21 protein-coding genes and 2 tRNA genes are annotated in these 26376 nt (G+C 62.4%); 14 read left to right on the top strand and 9 right to left on the bottom strand.

Annotated features, from left to right (window positions below; genetic code table 11):
- Positions 1 to 98 precede the first annotated feature (98 nt).
- The 10 genes from ABWV42_RS18740 (at position 99) to ABWV42_RS18785 (ending at position 14625) form a co-directional block, all read left to right on the top strand.
- A complete protein-coding gene (locus tag ABWV42_RS18740; protein ID WP_353341505.1) occupies positions 99 to 2927 on the top strand; it encodes a molybdopterin oxidoreductase family protein in 2829 nt (942 codons plus the stop codon).
- Positions 2927 to 3664, top strand: a complete 738-nt coding sequence (locus ABWV42_RS18745; protein ID WP_353341506.1) for a 4Fe-4S dicluster domain-containing protein — start codon at positions 2927 to 2929, stop codon at positions 3662 to 3664. Before ABWV42_RS18740 ends, ABWV42_RS18745 begins: the two co-directional genes overlap by 1 nt.
- Positions 3664 to 4536: a dimethyl sulfoxide reductase anchor subunit family protein gene (locus ABWV42_RS18750; RefSeq protein ID WP_353341507.1), complete on the top strand. Its 873-nt coding sequence runs from the start codon at positions 3664 to 3666 to the stop codon at positions 4534 to 4536. Before ABWV42_RS18745 ends, ABWV42_RS18750 begins: the two co-directional genes overlap by 1 nt.
- A gap of 154 nt (positions 4537 to 4690) precedes the next feature.
- A complete protein-coding gene (locus tag ABWV42_RS18755; RefSeq protein ID WP_353341508.1) occupies positions 4691 to 6346 on the top strand; it encodes an ABC transporter ATP-binding protein/permease in 1656 nt (551 codons plus the stop codon).
- Positions 6343 to 7995 carry an amino acid ABC transporter ATP-binding/permease protein gene (locus tag ABWV42_RS18760; RefSeq protein ID WP_353341509.1) on the top strand — a complete coding sequence of 551 codons (1653 nt, stop codon included), beginning with the start codon at positions 6343 to 6345 and terminating at the stop codon, positions 7993 to 7995. Before ABWV42_RS18755 ends, ABWV42_RS18760 begins: the two co-directional genes overlap by 4 nt.
- A 285-nt stretch (positions 7996 to 8280) precedes the next feature.
- Positions 8281 to 8805, top strand: a complete 525-nt coding sequence (locus ABWV42_RS18765; protein ID WP_353341510.1) for an SAM-dependent methyltransferase — start codon at positions 8281 to 8283, stop codon at positions 8803 to 8805.
- An 83-nt stretch (positions 8806 to 8888) separates the two neighbouring features.
- Positions 8889 to 10088: a pyridoxal phosphate-dependent aminotransferase gene (locus tag ABWV42_RS18770; RefSeq protein ID WP_353341511.1), complete on the top strand. Its 1200-nt coding sequence runs from the start codon at positions 8889 to 8891 to the stop codon at positions 10086 to 10088.
- 13 nt (positions 10089 to 10101) lie between these two features.
- Positions 10102 to 11316, top strand: a complete 1215-nt coding sequence (locus ABWV42_RS18775) for an acyl-CoA dehydrogenase (protein WP_353341512.1) — start codon at positions 10102 to 10104, stop codon at positions 11314 to 11316.
- A gap of 100 nt (positions 11317 to 11416) precedes the next feature.
- Positions 11417 to 13600, top strand: a complete 2184-nt coding sequence (locus tag ABWV42_RS18780; RefSeq protein WP_353341513.1) for a dehydrogenase E1 component subunit alpha/beta — start codon at positions 11417 to 11419, stop codon at positions 13598 to 13600.
- Positions 13597 to 14625 carry an ACP S-malonyltransferase gene (locus ABWV42_RS18785; protein WP_353341514.1) on the top strand — a complete coding sequence of 343 codons (1029 nt, stop codon included), beginning with the start codon at positions 13597 to 13599 and terminating at the stop codon, positions 14623 to 14625. Before ABWV42_RS18780 ends, ABWV42_RS18785 begins: the two co-directional genes overlap by 4 nt.
- Here ABWV42_RS18785 and ABWV42_RS18790 read toward each other — a convergent pair.
- The 8 genes from ABWV42_RS18790 to ABWV42_RS18825 form a co-directional block, all read right to left on the bottom strand.
- Positions 14622 to 15521, bottom strand: a complete 900-nt coding sequence (locus tag ABWV42_RS18790; protein WP_353341515.1) for a LysR substrate-binding domain-containing protein — start codon at positions 15519 to 15521, stop codon at positions 14622 to 14624. The genes ABWV42_RS18785 and ABWV42_RS18790 overlap by 4 nt on opposite strands.
- 178 nt (positions 15522 to 15699) lie before the next feature.
- A tRNA-Glu gene (locus ABWV42_RS18795) sits at positions 15700 to 15774 on the bottom strand.
- A gap of 50 nt (positions 15775 to 15824) precedes the next feature.
- Positions 15825 to 15899, bottom strand: a tRNA-Glu gene (locus tag ABWV42_RS18800).
- Positions 15900 to 16055: 156 nt separating this feature from the next.
- A complete protein-coding gene (gene recJ / locus ABWV42_RS18805) occupies positions 16056 to 17795 on the bottom strand; it encodes a single-stranded-DNA-specific exonuclease RecJ (RefSeq protein WP_353341516.1) in 1740 nt (579 codons plus the stop codon).
- Positions 17792 to 18355, bottom strand: coding sequence for a cysteine hydrolase family protein (locus ABWV42_RS18810; protein WP_353341517.1), 564 nt, complete (start codon positions 18353 to 18355; stop codon positions 17792 to 17794). The genes recJ and ABWV42_RS18810 overlap by 4 nt, the downstream gene beginning before the upstream one ends.
- 3 nt (positions 18356 to 18358) lie before the next feature.
- Positions 18359 to 19321 carry a class II fructose-bisphosphatase gene (gene glpX, locus ABWV42_RS18815; RefSeq protein ID WP_255110243.1) on the bottom strand — a complete coding sequence of 321 codons (963 nt, stop codon included), beginning with the start codon at positions 19319 to 19321 and terminating at the stop codon, positions 18359 to 18361.
- 163 nt (positions 19322 to 19484) lie between these two features.
- Positions 19485 to 20771 carry a homoserine dehydrogenase gene (locus ABWV42_RS18820; RefSeq protein WP_353341518.1) on the bottom strand — a complete coding sequence of 429 codons (1287 nt, stop codon included), beginning with the start codon at positions 20769 to 20771 and terminating at the stop codon, positions 19485 to 19487.
- Between the two features lie 108 nt (positions 20772 to 20879).
- The gene (locus tag ABWV42_RS18825; protein WP_255110239.1) at positions 20880 to 21113 is read right to left on the bottom strand and encodes a hypothetical protein; all 234 of its coding nucleotides are present in this window, start codon (positions 21111 to 21113) and stop codon (positions 20880 to 20882) included.
- Positions 21114 to 21212: 99 nt separating this feature from the next.
- Here ABWV42_RS18825 and ABWV42_RS18830 point away from each other — a divergent pair, with 99 nt between their 5' ends.
- Positions 21213 to 21800 carry a TetR/AcrR family transcriptional regulator gene (locus ABWV42_RS18830; protein ID WP_353341519.1) on the top strand — a complete coding sequence of 196 codons (588 nt, stop codon included), beginning with the start codon at positions 21213 to 21215 and terminating at the stop codon, positions 21798 to 21800.
- Positions 21801 to 21837: 37 nt separating this feature from the next.
- On the opposite strand, the gene ABWV42_RS18835 is transcribed toward ABWV42_RS18830, so the two are convergent.
- Positions 21838 to 22752, bottom strand: coding sequence for a pirin family protein (locus tag ABWV42_RS18835; protein ID WP_353341520.1), 915 nt, complete (start codon positions 22750 to 22752; stop codon positions 21838 to 21840).
- Between the two features lie 202 nt (positions 22753 to 22954).
- Here ABWV42_RS18835 and ABWV42_RS18840 point away from each other — a divergent pair, with 202 nt between their 5' ends.
- The 3 genes from ABWV42_RS18840 (at position 22955) to ABWV42_RS18850 (ending at position 26366) form a co-directional block, all read left to right on the top strand.
- The gene (locus tag ABWV42_RS18840; RefSeq protein WP_353341521.1) at positions 22955 to 24574 is read left to right on the top strand and encodes a long-chain fatty acid--CoA ligase; all 1620 of its coding nucleotides are present in this window, start codon (positions 22955 to 22957) and stop codon (positions 24572 to 24574) included.
- Positions 24575 to 24711: 137 nt separating this feature from the next.
- Positions 24712 to 25701, top strand: coding sequence for an NAD(P)H-dependent flavin oxidoreductase (locus ABWV42_RS18845; RefSeq protein ID WP_353341522.1), 990 nt, complete (start codon positions 24712 to 24714; stop codon positions 25699 to 25701).
- A complete protein-coding gene (locus tag ABWV42_RS18850; RefSeq protein WP_353341523.1) occupies positions 25698 to 26366 on the top strand; it encodes a histidine phosphatase family protein in 669 nt (222 codons plus the stop codon). The genes ABWV42_RS18845 and ABWV42_RS18850 overlap by 4 nt, the downstream gene beginning before the upstream one ends.
- Positions 26367 to 26376 lie beyond the last annotated feature (10 nt).

The raw sequence follows: 26376 nt of genomic DNA on the forward strand, positions 1-26376 counted from the left end.
CCAGATGCCTATCTGGGACTATAGTCCCCTTGTGACTGGCCTTATGTCGGGAAGGCTTTTCCGCGCATTGTGTCGCGGACGAACAGGGAGGACCAAGCGTGAGCCAGGGGACCAAGATTGCGGCGCGTCCGTCGCCGAAAGTGTCGGACGAAATCCGCAAAACGACCTGCTATATGTGCGCATGCCGCTGTGGGATCAACGTCCACCTGCAAGACGGCAAGGTCAAATACATCGAGGGCAATCGCGACCACCCGGTCAACAAGGGTGTGTTGTGCGCCAAGGGTTCTGCGGGAATCATGCAGCACTATTCTCCCGCGCGCCTCAAGGCGCCGATGAAACGGGTGGGGCCGCGTGGGTCGGGCGAGTTCGAGGAAATCAGTTGGGACGAGGCCTATGACATCGCGGTGGGCTGGATGGGCCCCTTGCGTGACAAGACGCCGGAAAAGCTTGCCTTCTTCACCGGACGTGACCAGTCGCAGAGTTTCACCTCGCTTTGGGCACAGGCCTATGGCACGCCGAACTATGCCGCGCATGGTGGCTTTTGCTCGGTCAACATGGCGGCGGCTGGTATCTATACCATGGGCGGTGCGTTCTGGGAGTTCGGCCAGCCGGACTGGGACCGTGCGAAGCTGTTCATGATTTTCGGCGTTGCGGAAGATCACGATTCGAACCCGATCAAGGCGGGTATTGGCCGTCTCAAGGCGAATGGCGGCAAGGTCATCGGCGTGAACCCGATCCGTTCGGGCTATAACGCGGTGGCCGATGAATGGATCGGCATCACCCCCGGCACCGACGGGTTGTTCATCATGGCGATCATGCACGAGCTGCTGCGCGCCGGTAAGGTCGATCTGGATTACCTCTGCCGCTATACCAACGCCGGTTTCCTGGTGAGCGCGGATGAAGGGGCCGATGATTATGGCCTGTTCCTGCGCGATGCAGAGGGCAAGGCGCAGGTGGTGGATCGCGCGAATGGCGGTCTTGCCGCCTATGACGCGAAAGGCGTGACTGCGAACCTTGCCGCCAGCTATTCGCAGGATGGCAAAACCTATCGCACGGCCTTCCAGCTGTTGGCGGAAACCTATCTGGATGCGCGCTATTCGCCGGACGCGGTGGCAGAGACCTGTGGTCTGACGGCTGCCAAAATCAGGGCAGTGGCGGCGGAACTGGCGCGGGTTGCCTTTGAAGAAGAAATCACCATTGATCAGCCATGGACGGACTGGAAGGGCGAAAAGCACGACAAGATGATCGGCCGTCCGGTCGCATTCCACGCCATGCGCGGGATTTCGGCGCATTCCAACGGTTTCCAGACCTGTCGCGCGCTGCATCTCTTGCAGATCCTGCTGGGCAGCGTCGAGGTGCCCGGTGGGTTTCGCTTCAAGCCGCCCTATCCCAAGCCGCCCGAGGCGCATCCGAAACCGCACGCCTGTGACAAGCCGGGACAGCCGCTGCCGGGGCCGCACCTTGGCTATCCGATGGGGCCGGAAGACTTGCTGATCGACGAGGATGGCACGCCCAAGCGGATCGACAAGGCCTTCAGCTGGGAGAACCCGTTCTCGGTGCATGGGTTGATGCACATGGTGATCTCGAACGCCCATGCCGGTGACCCGTACAAGATTGATACGCTGTTCCTTTATATGGCGAACATGGCGTGGAACTCGTCGATGAACACATCCGAGGTGATGCGCATGCTCACCGACCAGGATGACAACGGCGACTACGTGATCCCGCATATCATCTACTCGGATGCCTATTCTTCTGAGATGGTGGCCTATGCCGACCTGATCCTGCCGGACACCACCTATCTTGAGCGGCACGACTGTATTTCGCTTCTGGATCGCCCGATCTGCGAGGCGGATGCGGCGGCGGATGCGATCCGCTGGCCGGTGGTCGAACCCGACCGCAATGTCAAAGGCTTCCAGTCTGCGCTTTGTGATCTGGGCGCGCGCCTTGGTCTGCCGGGGTGGGTCAACGAGGATGGTAGCCAGAAATACGCCGACTATGCCGACTATATCACCACTCACGAACGCCGCCCCGGTGTGGGGCCGCTGGCAGGTTGGCGTGACGAGGACGGTTCGGGCGAGGGGCGTGGGGCCCCGAACCCGGATCAGCTGGACAAATACATCGAAAACGGTGGCTTCTGGATGGGCCACGTGCCGGATGAGGCGCTGTATTACAAGCCCTGGAACGCCGCCTATCAGGACTGGGCGGTGAGCATCGGCCTGTTCGACGCGCCACAGCCCTATGTGTTCAATCTCTATCTTGAACCCGCCCGCAAGATGCAGCGTGCGGCCGAGGGGATCGGTGACCGCCAACCGCCTGAAAACATGCGCGAACGGATCAAGGCGGCCTTTACGCCCCTGCCTGAATGGTACCAGCCGTTCGAGGATGCCGCGGTGGATCACGATGAATATCCGCTGCATGCGCTGACCCAGCGCCCGATGCACATGTACCATTCGTGGGGATCGCAGAATGCGTGGCTGCGCCAGATCACTAACGTCAACCGCCTTTATATCCCCGGCAAGGTCTGGGACGAGAAAGGTTTCGAAGAGGGGGATTGGGCCTATGTCACGTCGGTGCACGGCAAGATCAAGGTGCCGGTTGCCCGGATGGACGCGCTGAACGGCGATACGGTCTGGACCTGGAACGCGATTGGCAAGAAACGCGGCGCTTGGGCGCTCAGCGAAGATGCACCCGAGGCGACGCAGGGGTTCTTGCTGAACCACCTTATTCACGAGCTGTTGCCGGACAAGGGGGACGGCCTGCGCTGGGCCAACTCGGATCCGGTGACGGGGCAGGCGGCGTGGTTTGATCTGCGCGTGAACATCGAGAAAGCACCGGCAGGCGGACCTTCGGAGCCCGCACATCCGGCGGCGAAATCGCAGGTGGGCCAGGGCCCCGCACATGTGGCCTATGGGGAGGACTTCTGATGACCGCACTTCCCGAAAAGACCGAAAAGAAGCTGGGCCTTGTGATCGACCTTGATACTTGTGTCGGCTGCCATGCCTGCGTGGTGAACTGCAAGGAATGGAACACGTCGAACTATGGTACGCCCCTGTCGGACATGGATGCCTATGGGGCCGCGCCGGAGGGGACGTTCCTGAACCGGGTGCATTCCTACGAGGTCACGCCGCAGAGTGGCTGTGCCCAGACGGTGCATTTTCCGAAATCCTGCCTGCATTGTGACGATGCGCCCTGTGTGACGGTCTGCCCGACCGGGGCAAGCTACAAGCGCAGCGAGGACGGCATTGTTCTGGTCAATGAAACCGATTGCATGGGCTGTGGCCTCTGTGCCTGGGCCTGTCCCTATGGCGCGCGCGAGCTGGACCAGCTGGCGGGGATCATGAAGAAATGCACCCTCTGCGTGGACCGGATCTACAATGAGAACATCCCCGAAGAAGATCGCGAACCCGCCTGTGTGCGGACCTGTCCGGCAGGGGCGCGCCACTTTGGTGATTTCGCCGATCCCGACAGCAATGTCTCGCGCCTTGTTGCCGAACGTGACGGCATGGACCTGATGCCGGAAATGGGCACGGCGCCCGTGAACAAGTACCTGCCGCCACGCAAGAAAGACGTGCTGGTTGGCGAAACCAAGCAGCTTGATGCCAAATCGGAAGAGCCCAAGGGCTTTCTGGCGTGGCTCGACAAAGCACTGGAGGCGATCTGATGCATCCGGCCCCTTCCGTTATCATCTTCACAACCCTGTCTGGCCTCGGTTTTGGTCTCCTGGCCTGGCTGGGTCTTGGCTATCCGGACGTTTCCGGTGTTGTGGCCTTTGTTTTCTATGCCATCGCCTTTGCGCTGGCGGTGGGCGGGCTTCTGGCGTCGACCTTTCACCTTGGCAACCGCAAGAACGCCATCAAGGCCTTCAGCCAGTGGCGCACAAGCTGGCTCAGCCGTGAAGGCGTGGGCGCGGTAACTTCGCTGATCGTGATGGGCGTCTACGCGGCGGGCCATATCTTCCTTGGCGAAAAATGGGGTGCGCTGGGCGTTCTGGGTGCGGTGCTGAGCCTTGGCACCGTGTTCACCACTTCGATGATCTATGCGCAGCTCAAGACCGTGCCGCGCTGGAACACGCCCTGGACCTCGGTTCTGTTCATGCTGCACGCGATTGCGGGCGGTGCGCTTCTGGCCGGTCAGGTTACCGTGGCTGCCATCCTGCTTGCGGTGCTGGGTCTTGCTCAGATCGTGGCGTGGCAGCAGGGAGACGGCGCTTTTGCCGCGTCGGGCGCTTCGCTCGAGACGGCAACCGGGCTGGGCCGCATCGGCAAGGTGCGCCAGCTTGAAGCGCCGCATTCGGGAGAGAACTATCTTCTGAAGGAAATGGCCTTTGAGGTGGGACGGAAACATGCCCGCAAGCTGCGCGCGATTGGCTTTGTGCTGGCGATTGGCCTGCCTGTGGCGCTCTTGCTGCTGGCTCCGGTCAATCACTTCGTCGCGCTTCTGGCAGTGGTGTCGCATATCGCGGGCGTGTTTGCGACGCGGTGGCTTTTCTTTGCCGAGGCCAAGCACGTGGTTTCCCTCTACTACGGTCGTTAACCCCATCTGCGGGCAAGCGCGTCGCCATGTTGTTTTCGTATCGGCAACATGGCGAGGGTCCAAGCGTGTTGGTGAGGCGCATTTGTCGCGGCAGCGCACTTGTGACGTAGGGGTGAAAAAGCGTATGGCTTGGCAAACTTACTAGCTCGACGCCATGAAGAAAAAACGACCTCCCAAGTCTGCGGCCCTGGCCCGGATTGACGCTGCTGCCCGCCCGACACTGAAACGCGCTGCCCGGATGCAGACCTTTGCCGGGGTTCTGTGGCCCGCGCAGGCAGCTGCTGCGGCGTGGAGCCTCAAGGAATGGGTGGACGGCACCTATACGTGGTTGTGGTTTGCGGCGGCTGTCTTCGTGGTGGTTGGCATTCTGCGGGCGGTGTTGATGCACCGCTCTGGCGCGATCCTGTTCGATACCGCCGACCGGGTGATTGCCGAGGAGCGACAGGCGCTTTTGGCGCGCGAGATCAAGCGCACCGAGCAGGCGGCAAGTTCGGCGGAAATCGCGGCGCTGGTGGCGCAGAAGTTGTCGGTACTGACGCCTTACCTGACCCAGTTCCAGCCCGTCATGGCGCGGGTGCGGGTCATTCCGCTGCTGCTGGCTGGGTTGACGTTCTACTTTAGCTGGGCTGCTGGTCTGGCCCTGCTGATTGCGGGGCCGCTGGTGCCGGTTTTCATGGCGATCATCGGCATTCGCGCCCAGAAGGCGAGCGAGAAACAGATGGTTGAGATTGGCGACATGAACCGCCTGTTGATCGACCGCCTGTCGGCGCTGGCCGATATTCGTTTGCTGGACGCCACCGAACGCGCCGAGGCCGATTTCGAAAACCGCGCCGAGGGGCTTCGGGCACGTACCATGGCCGTTCTGCGGGTGGCTTTCCTGTCGTCCACCGCGCTTGAACTTTTTGCGAGCGTCGGAATTGCGACAATTGCCATCTTTGTCGGTTTCTCGCTTCTGGGCGAGATCGGCTGGGGCGCTTGGCAGAGCGGGCTTTCGTTCTACGAAGGCGTGTTCATCCTTCTGCTGGCACCGGAGTATTTCCAGCCGCTGCGCGACATGGCGACAGCTTGGCATGACCGGGCCGGGGCGCTTTCCGTGGCTGCGGAGCTTGACAAGCTTGAGGCGATGGAAGGCGACGAAGTGCCGGGGCATGGTGACAAGGTCGCGCCGCTTGCGGGCAGGGCATCGGTTGCCACGCTTGGTGCCCTTGTCTCGCGTGGCGGCAAACCTGTGACCCTGCCGGACTTCGAGATGCAGCCGGGCGAGGCGATTGCCCTTTGTGGTGACAGCGGCGCGGGCAAGTCGACCTGCCTGATGGCGCTTGCAGGGCTGGTGCCGGTACAGGGCGGGCAGATCACGGTGGCAGGCGCTACCCTCACCGAAGAGACCGCGGATGCCTGGCGCACGCGCGTGGCGCTCATCCCGCAGCTGGTGCACATGCCGGATGTCTCGCTGCTGGACTTTCTGTCGCCTGACGGGACGGGTGACATTGCTGCGGCGCTGAAACTCGCACGTGCCGAAGGGATCGTGGCGGCCCTTCCCGAAGGACTGGCGACCCGCCTTGGCGAAACCGGTGCCGGTGTTTCCGGGGGCGAAGCGCGCCGCCTGTTGATTGCCCGCGCGATCCTGCGCGGTGCTGATGTGGTGCTGGCAGACGAACCAACGGCAGACCTTGATGCCGCGACCGCTGCTGATGTCGTGGCGGCCCTGAGGGGGCTGGCCGATGCTGGTGCGTCCGTGCTCGTTGCCTCGCATGATCCGGCGGTTATCGAGGTGATGGACCGATCCGTATTCGTGGAGGGCGCGGCATGAAACACCTCTGGCAGGCTTTCCGGCTGATCTGGTCCGCGGCTCCGATCTCGATGTGGCAGGGCGCGATCATGGCGGTTCTGGTGGCCCTGATGGGGACGGCCCTTCTTGGGCTTTCCGGCTGGTTCATCACGGCAACCGCCACCGCCACCGCGGCGGGTGTGACCCTTGGGTTCAAGCTGTTTGGTCCGCGTGCCGCGGTTCGTCTTCTGGCGCTTGGGCGGGCCGGTGCCCGCTATGGCGAGCGGGTTCTGACCCATGACGCCACCCTCAAGGCCCTGTCGAAGTTGCGGGTGAGCCTGATGCGCCGCCTGTCGCGCCTGAGTCTGCCTGAAATGCAGCGTTTGCGCGGGCCGCTGGCCCTGACGCGGATCACTGCGGATGTTGATGCGCTGGATGGCATCGTGTTGCGGCTGGCGCTGCCGGTGATTGCCGGTGTTCTGACCCATGTGGCCGTGTTCTTCATGCTCTGGATGCTGGTTGCCCCGTCGATGGCGATTGCCATTGCGGTGGGCTATGTCGGCGGCGGTGCGGTTGTGCTGATCCGCCTGACCAAGGCGACCTTCGGCCCCTCGCGAACCGCCGAGCGCGCCAATCAGGCGATGCGCCGTGACACCATCGGCATGATGCGTGGCCGCGCTGATCTGTTCCTGCAGGGGCAGGTACAAAGCCGTCTGGCCGATATCCAGCAGACCGAGAGCGAAATGCGCAGCGCCATGCGTCGCCTTGACGAGGTTGATCGCCGCTCTGGCTTGATCCTGTCGGTGGTGATTGCCGTCGTGACGGGGGGCGCTCTGGCGCTTGGCGGGCAGTTGATTGCCTCTGGCGCGGTCTCGCCCGCACATGCGGCGATTGGGTTCTTCGTGGCAGTTGCCCTTGGTGAAACCATCATGCCCCTGCGCCGAGGGATCGCCGAGATCGGCCGCATCCGCGACGCGGCAGAACGTGTTCTGGCGCATGATGAACAGGGCCTTGGTGCGCCGCGCGTCGGTGGCGGGGCCACGGGCATCGGGCTGAGTGCAACAGGTGTTGGTTTCTCGCGCAATGGCGCGGATGCGCCGCTTTTGCGCGGTGTCGATCTTGAGGTGAACGCAGGCGAAACCGTTGCCCTTGTTGGCCCAAGCGGTTCGGGGAAATCCACGCTTTTGGCCATTCTTGCAGGCACCGAAATGGCCTATGACGGAGAGGTTCGGATCGCGGGGCAGGACCTGCGAGCTTTCGGCGAGCGCGAGTTGCGCGGCCTTTTGACCCTCGTGCCCCAGCGCAGCGCTTTGGTCAGCGGCAGCATTCTGGCCAACCTGTCCTTGGCCAAGGAAGGCCTGTCGCGCGACGAGGCCCAAGCCGTATTGCAGGCCGTGCAGCTTGACCGCGTGGTCGAGAACATGGGCGGTCTTGATGCGGAACTTGGGGAAAGTGGCGGTGGCCTGTCGGGCGGGGAAACCCGCCGCCTTGTTCTGGCGCGTGCGCTGCTGCGGCATCCCAAGGTGCTGTTGTTGGATGAGCCGACAGAAGGTCTTGATACCCAGACCGCGAAAAAAGTGCTGGAAGGCATTCGCGACTGGCTGCCGGAGGCTGCGATCATCACGGCATCGCACCGCGAGACCGAGATTGCCATGGCACAGCGTATTGTGACCCTGACGCCTGCAGCCTGAATGTGCCGGCGAAAAAGTGCCGAGGCGCTGCCACACGCAATTAACGAAAGTCAAGGCGGCGATTCGCGCCTGTGGCTATTTCACCTTTATCAAAAGTGATCGGTTCGCATCCCTTTGGACCAGATCACTTCGAGCTGAATGGACGGGTCGGATTCGTCCTGTGTCGGTTCGAAAAAAGTTGGATCCGTCTGTTCTGCGTCCCTGACGGGTTTGGACTGGGGCGGGTACGTTGACTCCGGCGTGCCCGCCTTTTTACTGCATAGGCAAGACCAGAGGGAGAGTACCATGCAAGGAAACGCCACCCGCCCGGGGGAAAAAGAACTGGATTTTGATCCCGGTGCCGAGGATGACGCGCGCCTGTCGTTCATCGGACGTATCCGCACCCCATGGTCGCGCGAGAACTGCCCCAAGAACGTGCGCAAGGCGCGGGAAACCGGGCAGGGCGCGTGCATCGAAATCCGCCCCGAGTTGGTCGAGGGGCTGGAAGGCTTGCAGGTCGGGCAGGGCTTGATGCTGATCTACTGGATGCACCAGGCGCGGCGCGACCTGATCAAACAGACGCCCCGCCATGTCGAAGGCGCACGCGGGACCTTTGCCCTGCGCTCGCCGAACCGTCCCAATCCGGTTGCCATGTCCGCCGTGACCATCACCGGTCTTGATCTGGAAAAAGGCCTGATCGAGATCGATGCCATCGATTGTTTCGACGGGACCCCGCTTGTGGATCTCAAGACATGGTTGCCGACGGTCGACATGCCGGAGAGTGCGTTTCTGATCTACGATGGTGCGAAAAATCATTCCCTTGAGGAATGAATTAATGCGGAGTTCGGTGTTTTTCTGAATGAAAAGCTGGTCTAAACCTTGTGGGATACGCCCGTCCCAAAGGGGTTCGCCTCATGCCTGCTGCCAGTTTCAAACGTTCCCGCCGCGCTGCCTCGCTCAGCCTGTCCGAAATCGTCCGCATTTCCGAGGCCGCGCGTGCCTTGCGTGCCGAAGGACGGGATGTCCTGACCTTCGGAACCGGAGAGCCGGATTTCCCCACGCCGCCGCATGTGATCGAAGCGGCTCATCAGGCCGCCTTGGGTGGCCAGACCTCTTATCCGCCAACCCAAGGTACGCCCGAATTGCGCAAGGCCATTGCCGCGCAGGCCGGGTTTGACTGCGATCCGGCGCAGGTGATTGTCTCGACCGGGGCCAAGCAGGTGCTGTCGAACGCCTTTTCCGCTAGCCTTGATCCCGGTGACGAGGTGATCGTGCCTGCGCCCTATTGGACAAGCTACGGCGATATCATCGATTTTTGCGAGGCAACGCTTGTGCCGGTCGCCTGTTCGGCCGAGGAGGGGTTTCTCCTGACGCCGGCCGCGCTTGAGGCTGCGATCACCGACAAGACCCGCTGGTTGTTGCTGAACACGCCAGGCAACCCCTCTGGGGCCATGTATTCCGAGGCCGACCTGAAGGCGCTGGCCGAAGTGCTGCGCCGCCATCCGCATGTCTGGGTGATCGCCGACGAGATCTACCAGCACATCGCCTATGCGCCGTTCACCAGCTTTGTCGTGGCTGCGCCCGACCTGGCAGAGCGCACGCTGATCGTGAACGGCGTCTCGAAGGCGCATGCCATGACGGGCTGGCGTCTGGGATGGGGCATTGGTCCGGCCGATCTTGTCAAGGCGATGGTGGCGGTGCAGGGGCAATCGACCTCCGGTGCCTCCTCGATCTCGCAGGCGGCGGCGCTGGCGGCCCTGCAAGGCCCACAGGATCACCTGCCCACCCGCAACGCCGCCTTCCGCGAGCGACGCGACAGGGTGGTGGCTGCGCTGAACGCGATGGCGGGGATCGAATGCCCCGAGCCGCAGGGCGCCTTCTACGTGTTTCCCTCCTGCAAGGGCGCGATCGGCAAACGCCGCCCCGACGGCAGCGTCATCACTGACGATGCGGATTTCTGCGACTATATTCTGAACGAAGCAAACGTGGCGCTGGTCCCCGGCCGCGCCTTTGGATTGCCGGGGCATTTCCGCCTGTCCTATGCCTATGCGATGGCAGACCTTGAAACCGGTCTGGCGCGTATCGGGACGGCGGTGGATGCCCTGGCTGAATGAAAGGAAAAGACCCATGGCAAAAGATCTAACCCCGCAATCGCAACCTGGTTTGAGCGGGTTTTCCTGGGAGGATCCGTTCCTGCTGGAAGGCCAGTTGAGCGAAGAAGAGCGCATGGTGCGGGATGCGGCCAGGGCCTATTGTGACGAGAAGCTGATGAGCCGCGTCACCGAGGCCTTTGCCAAGGAAGAGACCGATCCGGAGATCTTCCGCGAGATGGGAGAGATGGGCCTGTTGGGCACCACCATCCCCGAGAAGTTCGGTGGTATCGGCGCAGGTTACGTGACCTATGGTCTGGTGGCGCGCGAGGTTGAGCGGATCGACAGCGGCTATCGCTCGATGATGTCGGTGCAATCCAGCCTCGTGATGTATCCGATCTATGCCTATGGCACCGAAGAGCAGCGCATGAAGTACCTGCCCAAGCTGGCGAGCGGTGAATGGATCGGCTGTTTCGGCCTGACCGAACCGGATGCGGGTTCGGACCCGGGTTCGATGAAGACCGTGGCGAAGAAAGTTGACGGCGGCTATGTGCTGAACGGCTCGAAGATGTGGATCTCGAACGCGCCGATCGCAGATGTCTTCGTGGTCTGGGCCAAGTCCGAGGCGCATGGCGGCAAGATCAAGGGGTTCGTGCTGGACAAGGGCACCAAGGGCCTGAGCGCGCCGAAGATCGAGGGCAAGCTGTCGCTGCGGGCCTCGATCACCGGCGAGATCGTGATGAACAATGTCGAGGTCGGCGAAGACGCGCTCTTGCTCGATGTCGAGGGTCTGAAGGGGCCGTTCGGCTGTCTGAACCGGGCGCGGTACGGCATTGCCTGGGGCGCGATGGGCGCGGCCGAGTTCTGCTGGCACGCGGCGCGCCAGTACGGTCTGGACCGCAAGCAGTTTGGCAAGCCGCTGGCGCAGACCCAGCTGTTCCAGCTGAAGCTGGCCAATATGCAGACCGAGATCACCCTTGGGCTTCAGGCGGCGCTGCGTGTGGGACGGTTGATGGACGAGGCGCAGGCGGCGCCGGAGATGGTGTCGCTGATCAAGCGCAACAACTGCGGCAAGGCGCTGGACATCGCGCGGGTGGCGCGTGACATGCACGGCGGCAACGGCATCAGCCAGGATTTCCACGTGATCCGCCACATGGTGAACCTTGAGACCGTGAACACCTACGAGGGCACCCACGACGTGCACGCCCTGATCCTGGGCCGCGCACAGACCGGCCTGCAGGCCTTTGCCTGAGGACGTGAAGACAGAAGGGGGCCTCGGCCCCCTCTTGGCGCAATGCGCCAATTCACCCCCGAAGGGTATTTGAGACAAGAAGAAGATCCGGGAGAACGTGATGGATCGTGCCGATATTGTCGATCAGGCGTTTCGTGAAAAGGTGGCCGCGGGCCAGTTGCCCGGCGGTAAACCGGCACAAGGCCCGTTGACGCCCGAGCAGGCCGTCGAGGTGTTCCGGGCACAGGTTCTGAGCCGCAACCTTGATCGCCGGTCCCGCAAGATGCAGGCCGAAGGGCAGGGGTATTACACCATCGGCTCGTCCGGCCATGAGGGGATGGCCGCAGTAGCGGCGGCGCTGCGCCCCGATGACATGGCGTTTCTTCACTACCGCGACGGCGCGTTTCAGACCATGCGCTCGGCGCAGGTGCCCGGCACCACGGCGACATGGGATATGTTGCTGAGTTTTGCCACCTCCAGCGAAGACCCGATGTCGGGTGGGCGGCACAAGGTTCTGGGATCGAAGTCCCTGATGATCCCGCCACAGACCTCGACCATTGCCAGCCACCTGCCCAAGGCGGTAGGGGCGGCCTATTCCATCGGTCTTGCGAAGCGTCATCCCGTCGAGCATCAGGTGCTGGCCGACGACAGCCTCGTGATGTGTTCCTTTGGTGATGCCTCGTCGAACCACTCGACCGCGCAGGGGGCGATCAACACCGCCTGCTGGACCTCTTACCAGTCGGTGCCGCTGCCTTTGCTGTTTGTCTGCGAGGACAACGGTATCGGCATTTCGACCCGCACGCCCAGCGGTTGGGTTGGTGCGAACTATGCCAACAAGCCGGGGTTGAAATACTTCAAGGCGGACGGTCTTGATATCTTTGACACGTTCCGCGTTGCGCGAGAGGCGGCAGACTATGTGCGCCGCCGTCGCAAACCGGCCTTCCTGCACCTGTCGCTGGTGCGCCTTTATGGCCATGCAGGATCGGATCTGCAGCAGGCCTATCTCAGGAAGGACATTTTCGAAGGATGGGAAGCGGATGATCCCCTGTTGCATTCCGCCCGTCTTTTGATCGAGGCCGGTATCCTGACGGCGGATGAGGTTCTGGCGATCTATCAGGACAGCGAAGACCAATGTGCGCGTGTTGCCGCCGAGGTGGTGAAGCGCCCGCGCCTTGAGACGGCAGAGGATGTTATGGCCTCGCTGATCCCGCCGAAACGGGCCTGTGCGGCTACCAATGGCCCCTCGGAAGACGCCCGGGCCAAGGCTTTTGGCGCAGACCTCAAGCAGATGGACAACCCGCAGCCGATGTCGCGCCTTTTGAACTGGGCGCTGACCGACCTGATGCTGGAACATGGCGAGATCGTCATGATGGGCGAGGACGTGGGCCGGAAGGGCGGCGTCTATGGTGTGACCCAGAAGCTGATTGACCGTTTCGGCCCGGACCGGATGATCGACACCCTGCTGGATGAGCAGTCGATCCTTGGTCTCGCCATCGGCATGGCGCACAATGGCTTTGTTCCGGTGCCGGAAATCCAGTTCCTGGCCTATCTGCACAACGCCGAAGACCAGCTGCGCGGCGAGGCGGCGACCCTGCCGTTCTTTTCGAACGGGCAGTTCACCAATCCAATGGTGATGCGGATTGCCGGGCTCGGTTACCAGAAGGGGTTTGGCGGGCATTTCCACAATGACAATTCGCTGGCGGTGCTGCGCGACATTCCGGGCATTGTGATTGCCTGCCCGTCGCGCGGGGATGACGGGGCCAGGATGTTGCGCGAATGCGTGCGGCTGGCGCGCGAGGAACAGCGGGTGGTGGTGATTGTCGAGCCCATCGCGCTGTATCCGATGCGCGACCTGATGGACGAGAAGGACGGCGGCTGGATGACAACCTATCCCTCTCCGGATCAGCGGATTGGTCTGGGCGAGGTTGGGGTTGAGGGCGACGGGCCGCTGGCCATCCTGACCTATGGCAACGGGCGGTATCTTTCGACGCAGGCCGCGGCAGACCTTGCCAAAGAGGGTATCGCGACGCGGGTGATCGACATGCGCTGGCTGGCGCCCCTGCCGGTCGAGGGTATTCTGGGCGCGCTGAAAGGGGCCGAGAAGGTTCTGATTGTCGACGAGTGCCGCACAACCGGCAGCCAGTCCGAAGCCCTGATGGCGCTGTTGCAGGAGCAATGTGATCTCCCGCACGCCCGTATCGCCGCCGAGGACAGTTTCATTGCAACCGGTCCGGCCTATGCCGCAACCATGCCATCACGCGCTTCCATCGCCGAGGCCGCGCGAAACCTGTGGGGGGCGAAATGAAACAGACTGCCGTTGTCGTGGCCCCCGGTCGGGGGACGTATAATCGCGAGGAACTTGGCTATTTCGCGCGTCACCACGCGGGCCAATCCGCCCTCATGGCGCGGTTTGACGGCTATCGCGAAGCGCTGGGTCAGGAAAAGCTGTCGGAGCTGGACGGTGCGGCCCGCTTTTCAGGGAGCCGCTTCACGCGGGGGGACAATGCCAGCGGGTTGATCTATGCCTGTGCCTATGCAGATTTCCTCGCGATTGACCGCGAGACGTTCGACATTCTTGGCGTCACCGGGAATTCGATGGGCTGGTACATTGCGCTGGCCTGCGCCGGGGCACTGGACGTGATGAACGGGTTCGAGGTGGTCAACACGATGGGCACCCTGATGCATGAGAACATGATCGGGGGGCAGTTGATCTATCCGTTTGTCGATGAAAACTGGCAGGCGATCCCCGGTGAACGGGAGAAGATCGAAACCGCGGTGGCCGAGATCAACCGGCGTGACGGCCACGTGCTTGGCCTGTCCATTGATCTTGGCGGGATGCTGGTGCTGGCGGGCAACGACAGCGGGCTGGCCGCTTTCGAGGCCGAGATGCCGGTGGTGCAGGGGCGCTTTCCGATGCGCCTGCCGGGGCATGCGGGGTTTCACACCGCGATGCAGGCCCCCGTGGCGGCACAGGGACAGGCGCGGCTGACCGAAGATCTGTTTGCCGCGCCGGACCTGCCGATGATCGACGGGCGGGGTGCCATCTGGCATCCAAAAGCGGCCAATCCGGCGGACTTGCGGGCCTATACACTTGGTCATCAAGTGGTTGAACCTTATGACTTTTCGGCGGCTATTCGCGTTGCCGCGCGGGAGTTGATGCCGGACGTCTTTATCGTTCTGGGGCCGGGCACCACCTTGGGCGGCGCGGTTGCGCAAAGCCTTGTGTCCTGCGGCTGGCGTGGCTGGACGGACAAGGCCGACTTCAAGGCGGCGGGGTCACGTATGCTTTCGATGGGACTGGCCGATCAGCGGGCGCTGGTCACGGGTTAGGGGCGTGGTCGCGTCTTCTGGGCCTGTTGGGTGACCCAGGTCTCGAACGCCCTGGCCGGTTCTGATTTGTAACCAGCGGGGCGTACGAGGTAGTAGGATTTTTCCGTCGTTAGGGTCGTCTTGCCCAACTGCACAAGATGTCCCGCTTCAAGTTCCTGCGCGACAACGACAAGCGGCACTATCGCCGCGCCAAGCGAGGCTTTGGCCGCGGAGATTACCATCGAGTGTTGATCGAAATAGCGGCCATCCTTGCGCGGGCGGGCCACCCCGCCAGCACGTTCGATCCAGTCGGGCCAGGAGTCGCTTCGGGTGGAGATATGCAGGAGCGGGACATTGTCGAGGTTGGCAAGGTTATCGAGGCCATGGTGGTCCCGAAACGCGGGTGAGCAGACGGCGACCATCTGTTCCCCGAACAGGTGCCGCATGGTGGTGCCCGGCCAGTTCTCGGTGCCATAGTGGAAGGCAAGGTCAAAGGGTTCGGTGTCGAACTCGAAAGGCACAAGGCGGGTCGACAGGGACACCTCGATCTCCGGGTGCAATTCGAAGAAAGCGGGCAGGCGCGGGATCAGCCAGAGATTGGCAAAGGTCGGCAAGGTTGCAATCGACAGGGTGGACTTGCCAGCCCCCGCGGCAACGGCGTCCTGTACCGTGGCCTCAAGGCCTTCGAGGTCGCGAGTCAGGTTCTCGGCAAAGCTGCGCCCGGCTGCCGTCAGGACGACCCCACGCCCGACCCTCTGGAACAGGTCAAAGCCGACGTCGGTCTCCAACTCCTTGATTTTCTTGCTGACGGCGCCCTGTGTCATGCCCAGTTCTTCGGCTGCCGCGGTAAAGCTCTGATGCCGCGCCGCGCTTTCGAAACAGCGAAGATGCGTCAGGCTGGGCAGGCGAAGGGACATGGGCGGGCTTTCTTCTTTGTGTTGCCGCGAAGCTAGCGTGAGGACGCATTGGATGGAAAGCCCGTTCTTGCCGCGTTTTCGATCCATGAGGGCAGACCGCAACCATACGGGCGGATGTGAAACAAACGTCGCGAATTCGCCCGTTTGGCGGTGCGATGAGGTGTCGTCTGTGAGAAAGTGGCAGCCCGTAGGGGAATCGAACCCCTCTTTCCAGGTTGAAAACCTGGCGTCCTAACCGATAGACGAACGGGCCACTTGAACCTTTGGTTCGGGGTGTTCCAGATGTCTGGAACGATGCTTCGGTGGCAGCCCGTAGGGGAATCGAACCCCTCTTTCCAGGTTGAAAACCTGGCGTCCTAACCGATAGACGAACGGGCCATTCCGAAGCGTGAGGCGGTATTTATGCAATGCGCCGTGGCGGTGCAAGCGGAAATTTCGCCCTTGATGCGTTTTTTTCCAACCGATCCCGAAGGTTGTTTTTCCGGCCTCAGGTTTGCTGGTGGTTCGTGCGGGAACAGCCTTGGAAAACAAGGGCTATGCGGGGGCGGCATCCTCAAGGCGCAGCTGCACCGATTGCCGTCCGCCCCATGTGTTGATCTCCAAGCGGCCCGCGAGGTGGAAGCGCGCGCCGCCGTGATTCTGCAATGTCGGGCCAAGGGCGGTGTCAAAAGCGCCAAAGGCGATGGCATCAAGGCGGGTGCCGGTTTCATCGCCGAAGGTCAGCTTGAGGTGGCTGTCGCCGACGCGTTTGGCAAAGCGGATTTCAACGCCGGGAAAGGCAAAGCGCGGGGCAGGGGCACTGGCCCCGAAGGGACCGGCCTTTTCGATGTCCTGAATCAGTTCAGGCGTCGCCGCCATGGGCATCAACATGCCATCCAGCTTGAGATCGGCAGGGCCGGCCTCTCCGGCGCCCTGTTTGGCAAGGAGTTCGGACAGGCGCTCCATGGCCTCTTCCAGCTTGTCGCGCGCAACAGTCAGGCCAGCGGCCATCTTGTGGCCACCGCCCTTGATCAACAGACCTTCGGCCGCGAGGCGCTGGATCGAGGCCCCGAGATCGACACCAGAGATCGACCGGCCGGAGCCTTTGCCCTCGTCCCCGTCAAAGCCAATCACGATGGCCGGACGGTTGGTGGCTTCCTTGAGGCGCGAGGCGACGATGCCGACGACACCGGGGTGCCAGCCTTCGCCAGAGGCCCAGACAAGCGGCGCGTCCAGACCGCGTGCTTCGGCCTGTTCCATCGCAGCGGCGCGCACGGCGGCTTCGATGTCGCGGCGTTCGGTGTTGAGCTGGTCAAGACGTTCCGAGAGGGCCTTGGCCTCTTGCAGGTTATCGGTCGAAAGCAGGCGCGCGCCCAGATCGGCCTGGCCAATGCGTCCGCCCGCATTCACCCGCGGACCCAGCAGAAAGCCGAGATGATAGGAGTTCGGCGCCGAATCCATGCGCGATACGTCGGACAGGGCGACGATGCCGGGGCGTTCACGCCGCGCCATCACCTTGAGACCCTGACGCACAAAGGCGCGGTTCACACCGGTCAGCGGCGCAACGTCGGCCACGGTGGCCAGGGCCACCAGATCAAGCATGGCCATCAGGTCCGGGCCCTGTGCGCCTTCACCGCGCATCACGCGGTTGGCTTCGACCAACATCAGGAACACGACCCCTGCCGCGCAGAGGTGGCCAAGGTTGCCGTCTTCGTCCTGTCGGTTGGGGTTCACCACCGCAAGAGCAGGCGGCAGGGTTTCGCCGCCAAGGTGGTGGTCCAGAACGATCACCTCGGCCCCTTTGGCGGCCTCGATTGGCCCATGAGAGAGGGTGCCACAGTCAACACAGATGATCAGGTCGTGGTCGCGCGCCAGCCCCTCCATGGCCGCTTCGTTGGGGCCATAGCCCTCGTCGATGCGGTCGGGGATATAGAGCGTGGAGGGCAGGCCCATGGCCCGCAGCCACGTGATTAGCAGGGCCGCAGAGGTGCCGCCGTCAACATCATAATCGGCAAATATCGCGATACGCTGGCGCTGTTTCACGGCCTCAAGGAAACGCGCTGCGGCGGCTTCCATGTCTTTCAGCTTGCGCGGATCGGGCAGGAGTTCGGAGAGCTTCGGTTCAAGGAAGGCCTCGGCCTCGTTGGCGCTCACGCCACGGCGGGCCAGAACGGCGCAGAGGGCCGGGGGCAGGGGGGTGTCCTGCGCCAGAAGTTCGGCGGCGCGGCTGATCTCGACCGACGGCCCAAGCCAGCGTCGCCCGGTCAGCGAGCTTTCGACGTCAAGAAAGCTCATGCCAGCGCCTCGAGGATGGTATCGGTGGCGCGGGCCTCGCAGAACTCGCCATGCAGGATCGACACTTCGCAATCGTGGATCATCTGGGCCGACATGCGCGGCGCGTCGGCGTTCCAGCCATAGCCCGCGTGGGTTTCGAAGGCGGCGCAGGCGTCATGCGCCAGCCAGACATCGAACCCGAGGTTTGCGCCCATGCGCACTGTTGTAGAGATACACTGCGGCGTGGAGAGACCGGCGATCACAAGGCCGGTCACACCGGCGGCGCGCAGGTCAGCCTCAAGCGAGGTGCCGATGAAGGCCGAGTTCGCGGATTTCGCATAAACTGGCTCATTGCCCATGGGCGCCACGACCTGTTTGATCTTCGTTCCGCCATTGTCGGGATGCAGCGGTGACGCCGGGCGCGTCGACAGGTGATGGACATGAAAAAGCGGCGCGCCCTTGGCCCGGAAATGGGCGAGGAGACGCGCCGCTTGTGTTTCGGCGTCGGGATTGTTGCGTGCGCCCCAAAGCGGGCTGTCCATCCCTTCCTGGATGTCGATCAGGACAAGTGCACGCGTCACGAATTACACCGGGGTGCGGTACTGCATGCGGCGGACCGAACCGGTCTTGGACCGCATGATCAGGGTTTCGGTGGTGACCCAGCCCGGCTCGGACTTGATGCCAGACACCAGCGAGCCGTTGGTCACGCCGGTTGCGGCAAAGATCACGTCTTCGGTGACCATCTCGTCGCGGCTGTAGATGCGGTCGAGATCGGTGATGCCGGCCTTGGCAGCGCGGCCACGTTCGTCGTCGTTGCGGAACAGCAGGCGGCCCCAGATCTGGCCACCCATGCACTTGAGAGCCGAAGCGGCCAGAACGCCTTCGGGCGCGCCGCCGGAACCCATGTACATGTCGATGCCGGTGATCTCGGCTTCGGCGCAGTGCATGACGCCTGCAACGTCACCGTCGGTGATCAGGCGGATGGCGGCACCGGTTTCGCGGACCTGTGCAATCATGTCTTCGTGGCGCGGGCGCTCGAGAATGCAGACGGTGATGTCCGAGGTTTCGCAACCCTTGGCCTTGGCCAGCGCCTCGACGCGCTCTTTCGGGCTCATGTCGAGCGAGACGACGTCTTTTTCATAGCCCGGGCCGATGGCCAGCTTTTCCATGTAGACGTCCGGCGCGTGCAGCATCGAGCCGCGCGGGCCCATGGCGATCACGGTGAGGGCGTTCGGCATGTCCTTGGCGGTCAGGGTGGTGCCTTCCAGCGGGTCCAGCGCGATGTCAACGCCCGGGCCGTTGCCGGTGCCGACCTCTTCGCCGATATAGAGCATCGGGGCTTCGTCACGTTCGCCTTCGCCGATCACGACAACACCCGCGATGTCGAGAAGGTTCAGCTGATCGCGCATGGCGTTTACCGCAGCCTGGTCGGCGGCTTTCTCATCGCCGCGGCCTACGAGCTTGGCCGAGGCCAGTGCGGCCTGTTCGGCAACACGGGCGAGGCCCAGCGAGAGCATACGATCCTGAAATTCGGCTTTGGTTGGCATGAAGACAATCCTTGGAGATGGGTATTTTGACAAAGGGGTTTAGACGCACGGGGCCTTATACACAAGCGTCAAAGGCGGTTTGAAAACTGTGTGCGGGGTGAAATGTGCCACGCGCCCGTTCTATGGGGCGCGTGTTTGAATTTATTGCGACAGTTTCAGGCGATCAAACGCTTTCGATGCGCAGGGCAACGGGCGCGCCGACCATGACGCCGGTTTCGGCCATGGCGTCGATGGCCGTGTCGATGGCCGAACGCTGGGTCTTGTGGGTCACGATCAGAACCGGGGCGTTTGCATCGTCGTGGCGGGTCTGGCGCAGGCGGTCGATGCTGATGCCATTTTCGCCCAGAACCGTGGCGATCTTGGCCAGCGCGCCGGGGCGATCCAGAAGCGTCAGGTGCAGGTAGAAGGCGGCAGGCGAGTTCGACTTGGCCGTCTTGGCTTTCTGCAAGCCCTTGGCAGGAGCGCCGAAGGTCGAGATACGCAGGCCGCGGGCGATGTCGCAGACGTCGCCCATCACTGCGCTGGCTGTCGGGCCTTCGCCTGCACCGGGGCCGCGCAGGACTACCTGTTCTACCGCATCGCCTTCGATCACCACCATATTGGTACCGCCCTTCAGTTGCCCAAGCGGGCTGTCGGCGGGGACAAGACAGGGCGACATGCGCTGCTCAAGGCCACGGCCGCTCATCTGGGCCACGCCCAGGAGCTTGATCTTGTAGCCAAGGTCTTCGGCCTGCTTGATGTCCTCGATCGAGATGCGCTGGATGCCTTCCAGTTCGACACCGTCGAAATCGACCTGTGTGCCAAAGGCGATGGACGACAGGAGCGACAGCTTGTGACCGGCGTCGATACCACCCACGTCAAGGTTCGGATCGGCCTCGAGATAGCCAAGCGCGTCGGCTTCGGCGAAGACCTCTTCGTAAGGCAGGCCGGCATCCTGCATCCGGGTCAGGATATAGTTGCAGGTGCCGTTCATCACGCCCATGACGCGGGTGATGTCATTACCTGCCAGACCTTCGGTCAACGATTTGATCACGGGGATGCCGCCCGCAACCGCGGCCTCGAAACGCACCACGCGGCCGGCATCTTCAGCGGCCTCGGCGATGGCCTGGCCGTGATGTGCCAGAAGCGCCTTGTTGGCGGTCACGACATCCTTGCCGCTGGCAATCGCCGCTTCGATGGCGTCCTTGGCGGGGCCTTCATGGCCGCCCATCAGTTCGACAAAGACATCCACGTCGTCACGCTTGGCCAGGGCCACGGGATCATCTTCCCAGGCATAGTCGTTCAGGTTCACGCCGCGATCCTTGTCACGCGAGCGGGCCGAGACGGCGGTGATGACCACGGGGCGTCCAGTTCGCGCAGCAAGAAGGTTCGCTTTCTGGCGGACGATCTTTACGACACCGACACCAACGGTGCCCAATCCGGCAATACCCAGACGCAGGGGGGTGGTCATCGTTCTCTCCTTGTTTGAACGGCTCTTGTCATGCCCTCTAACCTCTTCGCGGCGGTGGTGCAACGCGACTTGTGACCCAAGGTCGGACAGGGTGGGGAAATTGGCGGTTTATTGGCTCTTGAGATCGTTTGCGCGGCGCTTCAGGCGGCGAATACGCGCTTCAAGCTCGCCTTCGCTGTCTTCATCAAGGCGCGGCTGGTTTTCCGGGAGGATATCCTCGACGGGAAGCAGGACCGGGTATTCGGCCTGTGCGACCTCGGCATCGGTGGCGGCATCAACGTCAGGAAACTGCGCACAGGCGGCGACAAGCATCAGGGGCAGGGCGGCAACAGTCAGGCGCATGATTATTTTCCGTACAAGAACTGCGTCTGTTTTGCCCCAGTCGGGCCTTGAGGGCAAGCAGGGCTTTTAAGTGAACAAATGTTCAGTTAATCTGACCCCATGGCTAGAACCGCAGGATCACATTCCGATATTACCGGCCCACGCGTGCGCGCGGCAGCCCTTTCGCTGTTTGCCCGTCACGGGTTTGCGGCCGTGTCCATGCGCCAGATCGCCAAGGAAGTGGGGGTGCAAGCAGGGGCGCTCTACAACTATACGCCGGACAAACAAAGCCTGCTGTTTGACCTGATGCGCAATCACATGGAAGAACTCATGCAGGAGCGCGCAGGGCTGACCCTGCCGGAGGGGGCCTTGGCCCGCCTTGAAGAGTTCACCCGCTTTCACATCCGCTATCACTCGCAGCGTCCCGACGAGGTTTTCATCGCCTACATGGAGTTGCGCAACCTGACCGACGAAAACTTTGCGGTCATCGAAGGGTTGCGGCGCAGCTATGAAGGCCAGTTGGAGGCCATACTGGACGCCGGACAGCGCGAGGGTGTCTTTGCCGTGCCCGATACCAAACTGGCGACCTATGCCGTGATTGCCATGCTGACCGGTGTGAACACATGGTTCCGCGAAGGGGGCCGTCTGTCGCTTGACGAAGTCGAACAGGTCTATTGGGACATGGTGCGCAAGGCCGTGGGGGCCTAGGGCAAAAAGGCCGGGGTGGCCCGGCCTTTTAGCGTGGTTATCTGGCGCTCTCGCGGATGAAGGTGCCGTTGCGCAGTTCGGCAAAGGCCTGCATCAGCTCTTGCTGGGTGTTCATCACGATAGGCCCGTGCCATGCCACGGGTTCCTGGATCGGTGCGCCCGAGATCAACAGGAAGCGCACACCCTGTTCACCAGCCTGAACCGTCACCTCGTCGCCGGTGCCAAAGCGGATCAGGGTGCGGTCGCCCGACATGTCGCGGATGTGGACCTCTTCACCGGCCACTTCCTTTTCAAGCAAGATACCGGTGGGCTGTGACGCGTCCGCAAAGGCACCGTCGCCTTCAAAGACATAGGCAAAGGCACGTCGGTAGGTATCAACCGGAAAGGTCTTTTTAACGCCCGGTGGCACCGTGATGTCGAGGTATTGCGGGTCGGCTGCAATCCCGTCGACCGGGCCGCGTTTGCCCCAGAAGGACCCGACCACCACGCGCACGCGGGTGCCGTCGTCGTCGATAATCTCCGGGATCTCCCCGGCCCCGACGTCCTGATAGCGCGGAGAAGTCATCTTGAGATCACGCGGCAGGTTGGCCCAAAGCTGAAAGCCGTGGTTCACGCCCCGCGCATCCGGTGCAGGCATTTCCTGATGCAGGATGCCCGACCCGGCGGTCATCCACTGGACGTCGCCTGCGCCAAGCGTGCCGGTGTTGCCAAGGCTGTCCTGGTGGTCAACCGTCCCCGAAATCACATAGGTGATGGTTTCGATCCCGCGATGCGGGTGCCAGGGAAAACCGGCTTCATAGCGGGCGGGGTCGTCGTTGCGGAAGTGATCCATCATCAGGAAGGGATCAAGCTCTTCGGGGTCACGAAACCCGAAGGCGCGGTGCAGATGCACCCCGGCGCCTTCAATATGCGGTTCGGCCTTGCGTTGTTCGAGAACAGGTCTGATCGACATGGTGCGTCTCCTTTCGTTTTGAAATGTAGAGCGCGCATCCCCTGTTCTCAATTGAACGCTATGTGTCACGCTGAACGAGACTTGCGCATCTGCGAACAGTGGCGACGCAACGGCATTTGCCAATCCTGCTTGGCGATCCAGCTATCCTGAGACTAGGCTTGGAAAAAACACGACCATCACAAACGGCAGGGGAGGGCCGAAGATGCTGGGTTCCATGATGATGCGTCCGCTGAAAATAGCGGACATTTTGACGTTTGCCGCCGAAGTTCACCCGACAGCCGAGATCGTGTCGGTCCGCACCGAGGGCGATGTTCACCGCACCACCTATGCCGAAACGGCCAAGCGGGTGGCGCAGCTTGCTCACGGTCTGGAGAAACAGGGCGCAAAGATGGGCGACCGGATCGCGACGCTGGCTTGGAACGGCTATCGCCATTTCGAACTCTACTACGCGATCTCTGGTATCGGTGCGGTCTGCCACACCATCAACCCGCGCCTGTCTGCCGAGCAGATGACCTATATCGTGACCCATGCCAATGACACGATGCTGTTCGTCGACACGACGTTTGTGCCCATCGTCGACGGGCTGCGCAGCCAGTGGCCTGAAGGTTTGAAGGTCGTTGTCATGACGGATCGCGCACACATGCCCGAGGGGGACTACCTGTGCTACGAAGAGCTTCTTGAAGGTCAGCCCGAAACCCATGACTGGCCCGACTTCCCGGAAGAGACCGCGGCGGGGCTTTGCTATACTTCCGGCACAACCGGGAACCCCAAGGGCACGCTCTACACGCACCGTTCAACCGTTCTGCATGCGATGATGGTGGGCCTGTCGTTGCCGGCCGCGTTGCAGCCGGGTAAGCGCATCCTGCCGGTTGTGCCCCTGTTCCATGTGAATGCCTGGGGCCTGCCATACTCTGCGCCTCTGACGGGCGCATCGCTGATTTTCCCGGGCGCTGCGTTGGATGGCCCGAGCCTGTTCAAGCTCATGGAGCAGGAAAGGGTGTTTTCGGCCTGGGGTGTTCCAACGGTCTGGCTTGGCTTGCAGGGCGAAATCGAAGCGCAGGGGCGCGTGCCGGAAGGGTTTGGCGACGTCGTGATCGGGGGATCGGCGGCACCAGCCAGCATGATCACCTATTTTGAAAGCCACGGCGTCAATGTCTGCCACGCCTGGGGCATGACCGAGATGAGCCCGGTTGGGACGCAGGGCAATCTGCCGGATCACCTGGACGATCTTCCTGTAGACGAACGGGTCGCCATCAAGAGCAAACAGGGGCGGCGCGTCTTTGGGGTCGAGTTGAAGATCGTCGACGAAGACGGCAATCGTTTGCCGCATGATGGCGTTGCGGCAGGAGAGCTTTACGTTAGGGGCAATACCATCACCTCGGGCTATTTCCAGAACGATGACGCCAATGCCGAGGCCTTCGACAATGAGGGCTGGTTCGGCACGGGGGATGTCGCGACGATTGACAGGCACGGCTATCTCAACATCACCGACCGCGCCAAGGACCTGATTAAATCGGGTGGCGAATGGATCAGTTCTCTAGATCTGGAAAACACGGTCATGGCGCATCCAAAGGTCGCCAACTGTGCCGTGATTGCGGTGCCGCATGAAAAATGGGATGAACGGCCCCTGTTGGTTGTGGTGCCTTCGCCGGAAGGCCGGCCCGAAGTGGCCGAGTTGATGGCGCTTCTGGAAGAGCATTTTGCAAAATGGCAGTTGCCGGATGACGTGGTCTTTGCCGACGCCCTGCCGCTCACGGCAACAGGCAAGGTGTCCAAGCTGACCCTGCGCAAGACCTATGCCGATCACAGGCTTCCAGACTGACATACGTTCCCCTGACACGTGACGTGGCGTTCTCCGGCCAGTTTCGCAAATGACGCAATGTCCTTTTTCAAGGGCCTTGCGTTGTCCTCTGATTTACATACCGTCGGGTATGTCGCGGTATTGAGGAGGAGTCGCACATGCCCGGAGACAGTCATTTGCCCAAGGCCCTGCAAGGGCTGCGCATCCCTGCGGTGGCCTCGCCGTTGTTCATCATCTCGGTGCCAGCGCTGGTGATTGCACAGTGCAAGGCGGGTGTGATCGGCAGCTTTCCGGCGTTGAACGCCCGCGAGGGCGAGGGAGAGCCGCCTCTGCTTGAGGCCTGGCTCAAGGAGATTACCGAGGAGCTGGACCGCCACAACCAGGAAAACCCCGACACCCCGGCCGCCCCCTTTGCGGTGAACCAGATCGTGCATCGCTCGAATACCCGTCTGGATCGTGACATTGACCTTTGCGTCAAATGGAAGGTGCCTGTCTGGATCACCTCGCTTGGGGCGCGGGTCGAAGTGAATGACGCGGCGCACAGCTGCGGCGGCATCGCCCTGCATGACATCATCAACAACACCTTCGCCAAAAAGGCGATCGAGAAGGGTGCGGATGGTCTGATCGCGGTTGCCGCCGGTGCAGGCGGTCACGCGGGGCAACAATCGCCCTTCGCCCTCGTGCGCGAAATTCGCGAATGGTTCGACGGCCCGGTTCTGCTGTCCGGCTCAATCGCCACCGGCGACGCGCTTCTTGCCGCGCAGGCGATGGGCGCGGACCTGGGCTATATCGGCTCTCCCTTCATCGCGACGGAAGAGGCCAATGCGGCGCAGGACTACAAGGACATGATTGTCGACAGTGGCGCGGAAGACATCGTCTATTCCTCGTTGTTCACCGGGGTTTGGGGCAATTACCTCAAGGGATCGGTGCGCAATGCGGGCATGGACCCCGACGACCTGCCGATCGGCGATGTCTCAACCATGAGTTTCGGCAGCGACCGCGAAAAGCCCAAGGCCTGGAAACACATCTGGGGATCGGGGCAGGGTATTGGCGCGGTCAAATCGGTTGGCCCCGCCGCCAACATTGTGGAGCGGATCGAAAAGGAATACCACGCGGCCTATGCCCGCCTTCAGGACCGCATGGCATGAGCCAGATGTTCCACCTTGTCCGCCACGCGCAGGCATCGTTCGGCGCTGAGGACTATGACAACCTGTCCGATCTGGGCCACCGCCAGTCCGAGGCGCTGGGCCGTGCTCTCAGGCGGCAGGGCGTTGCGCCTGACCGCTTTTTCATCGGTGCCATGAAGCGCCACCGCCAGACCCTTGAGGGGATTCTCAAGGGCATGGGGCGCGAGGCCGAAGCCACGGTTTTGCCGGGGTGGAACGAATTCGATTTCGACGGCCTGCTGAAAGCGCGCTTTGCGGAAGAGCAGGCACCTGACGGGATATTCTCGGAACGTCGTGCGCATTTCCGGGCTTTGCGCGAAACCGTGCATATGTGGCAGCGCGACGAGATCGAAAACCCGCCCGAAATGTTTGCCGACTTTTCGTCCCGTGTGCAGGAAGCCCGCGAAATCGTGGCCGAAAGCGGTGCCAAGGTGCCTTTGGCCGTGTCGTCCGGCGGTGCCATCGGCCAGACCGTAGCGCAGATCACCGGCGGCCCGGCAGACCAGATGATCGCGCTGCAACTTCAGGTCAAGAATTGCGCCGTGGCCCGCTTTGTCGTCTCGCGCAATGGCACGTGGCTGCACGGGTTCAACGAAACACCCCACATCGACGCGGAGAACACCGCCGAGATGCTGACCTATAGCTGAGGGAGACGCT

This window comes from Pelagimonas sp. KU-00592-HH, assembly GCF_040369695.1.
Lineage (GTDB): Bacteria > Pseudomonadota > Alphaproteobacteria > Rhodobacterales > Rhodobacteraceae > Shimia.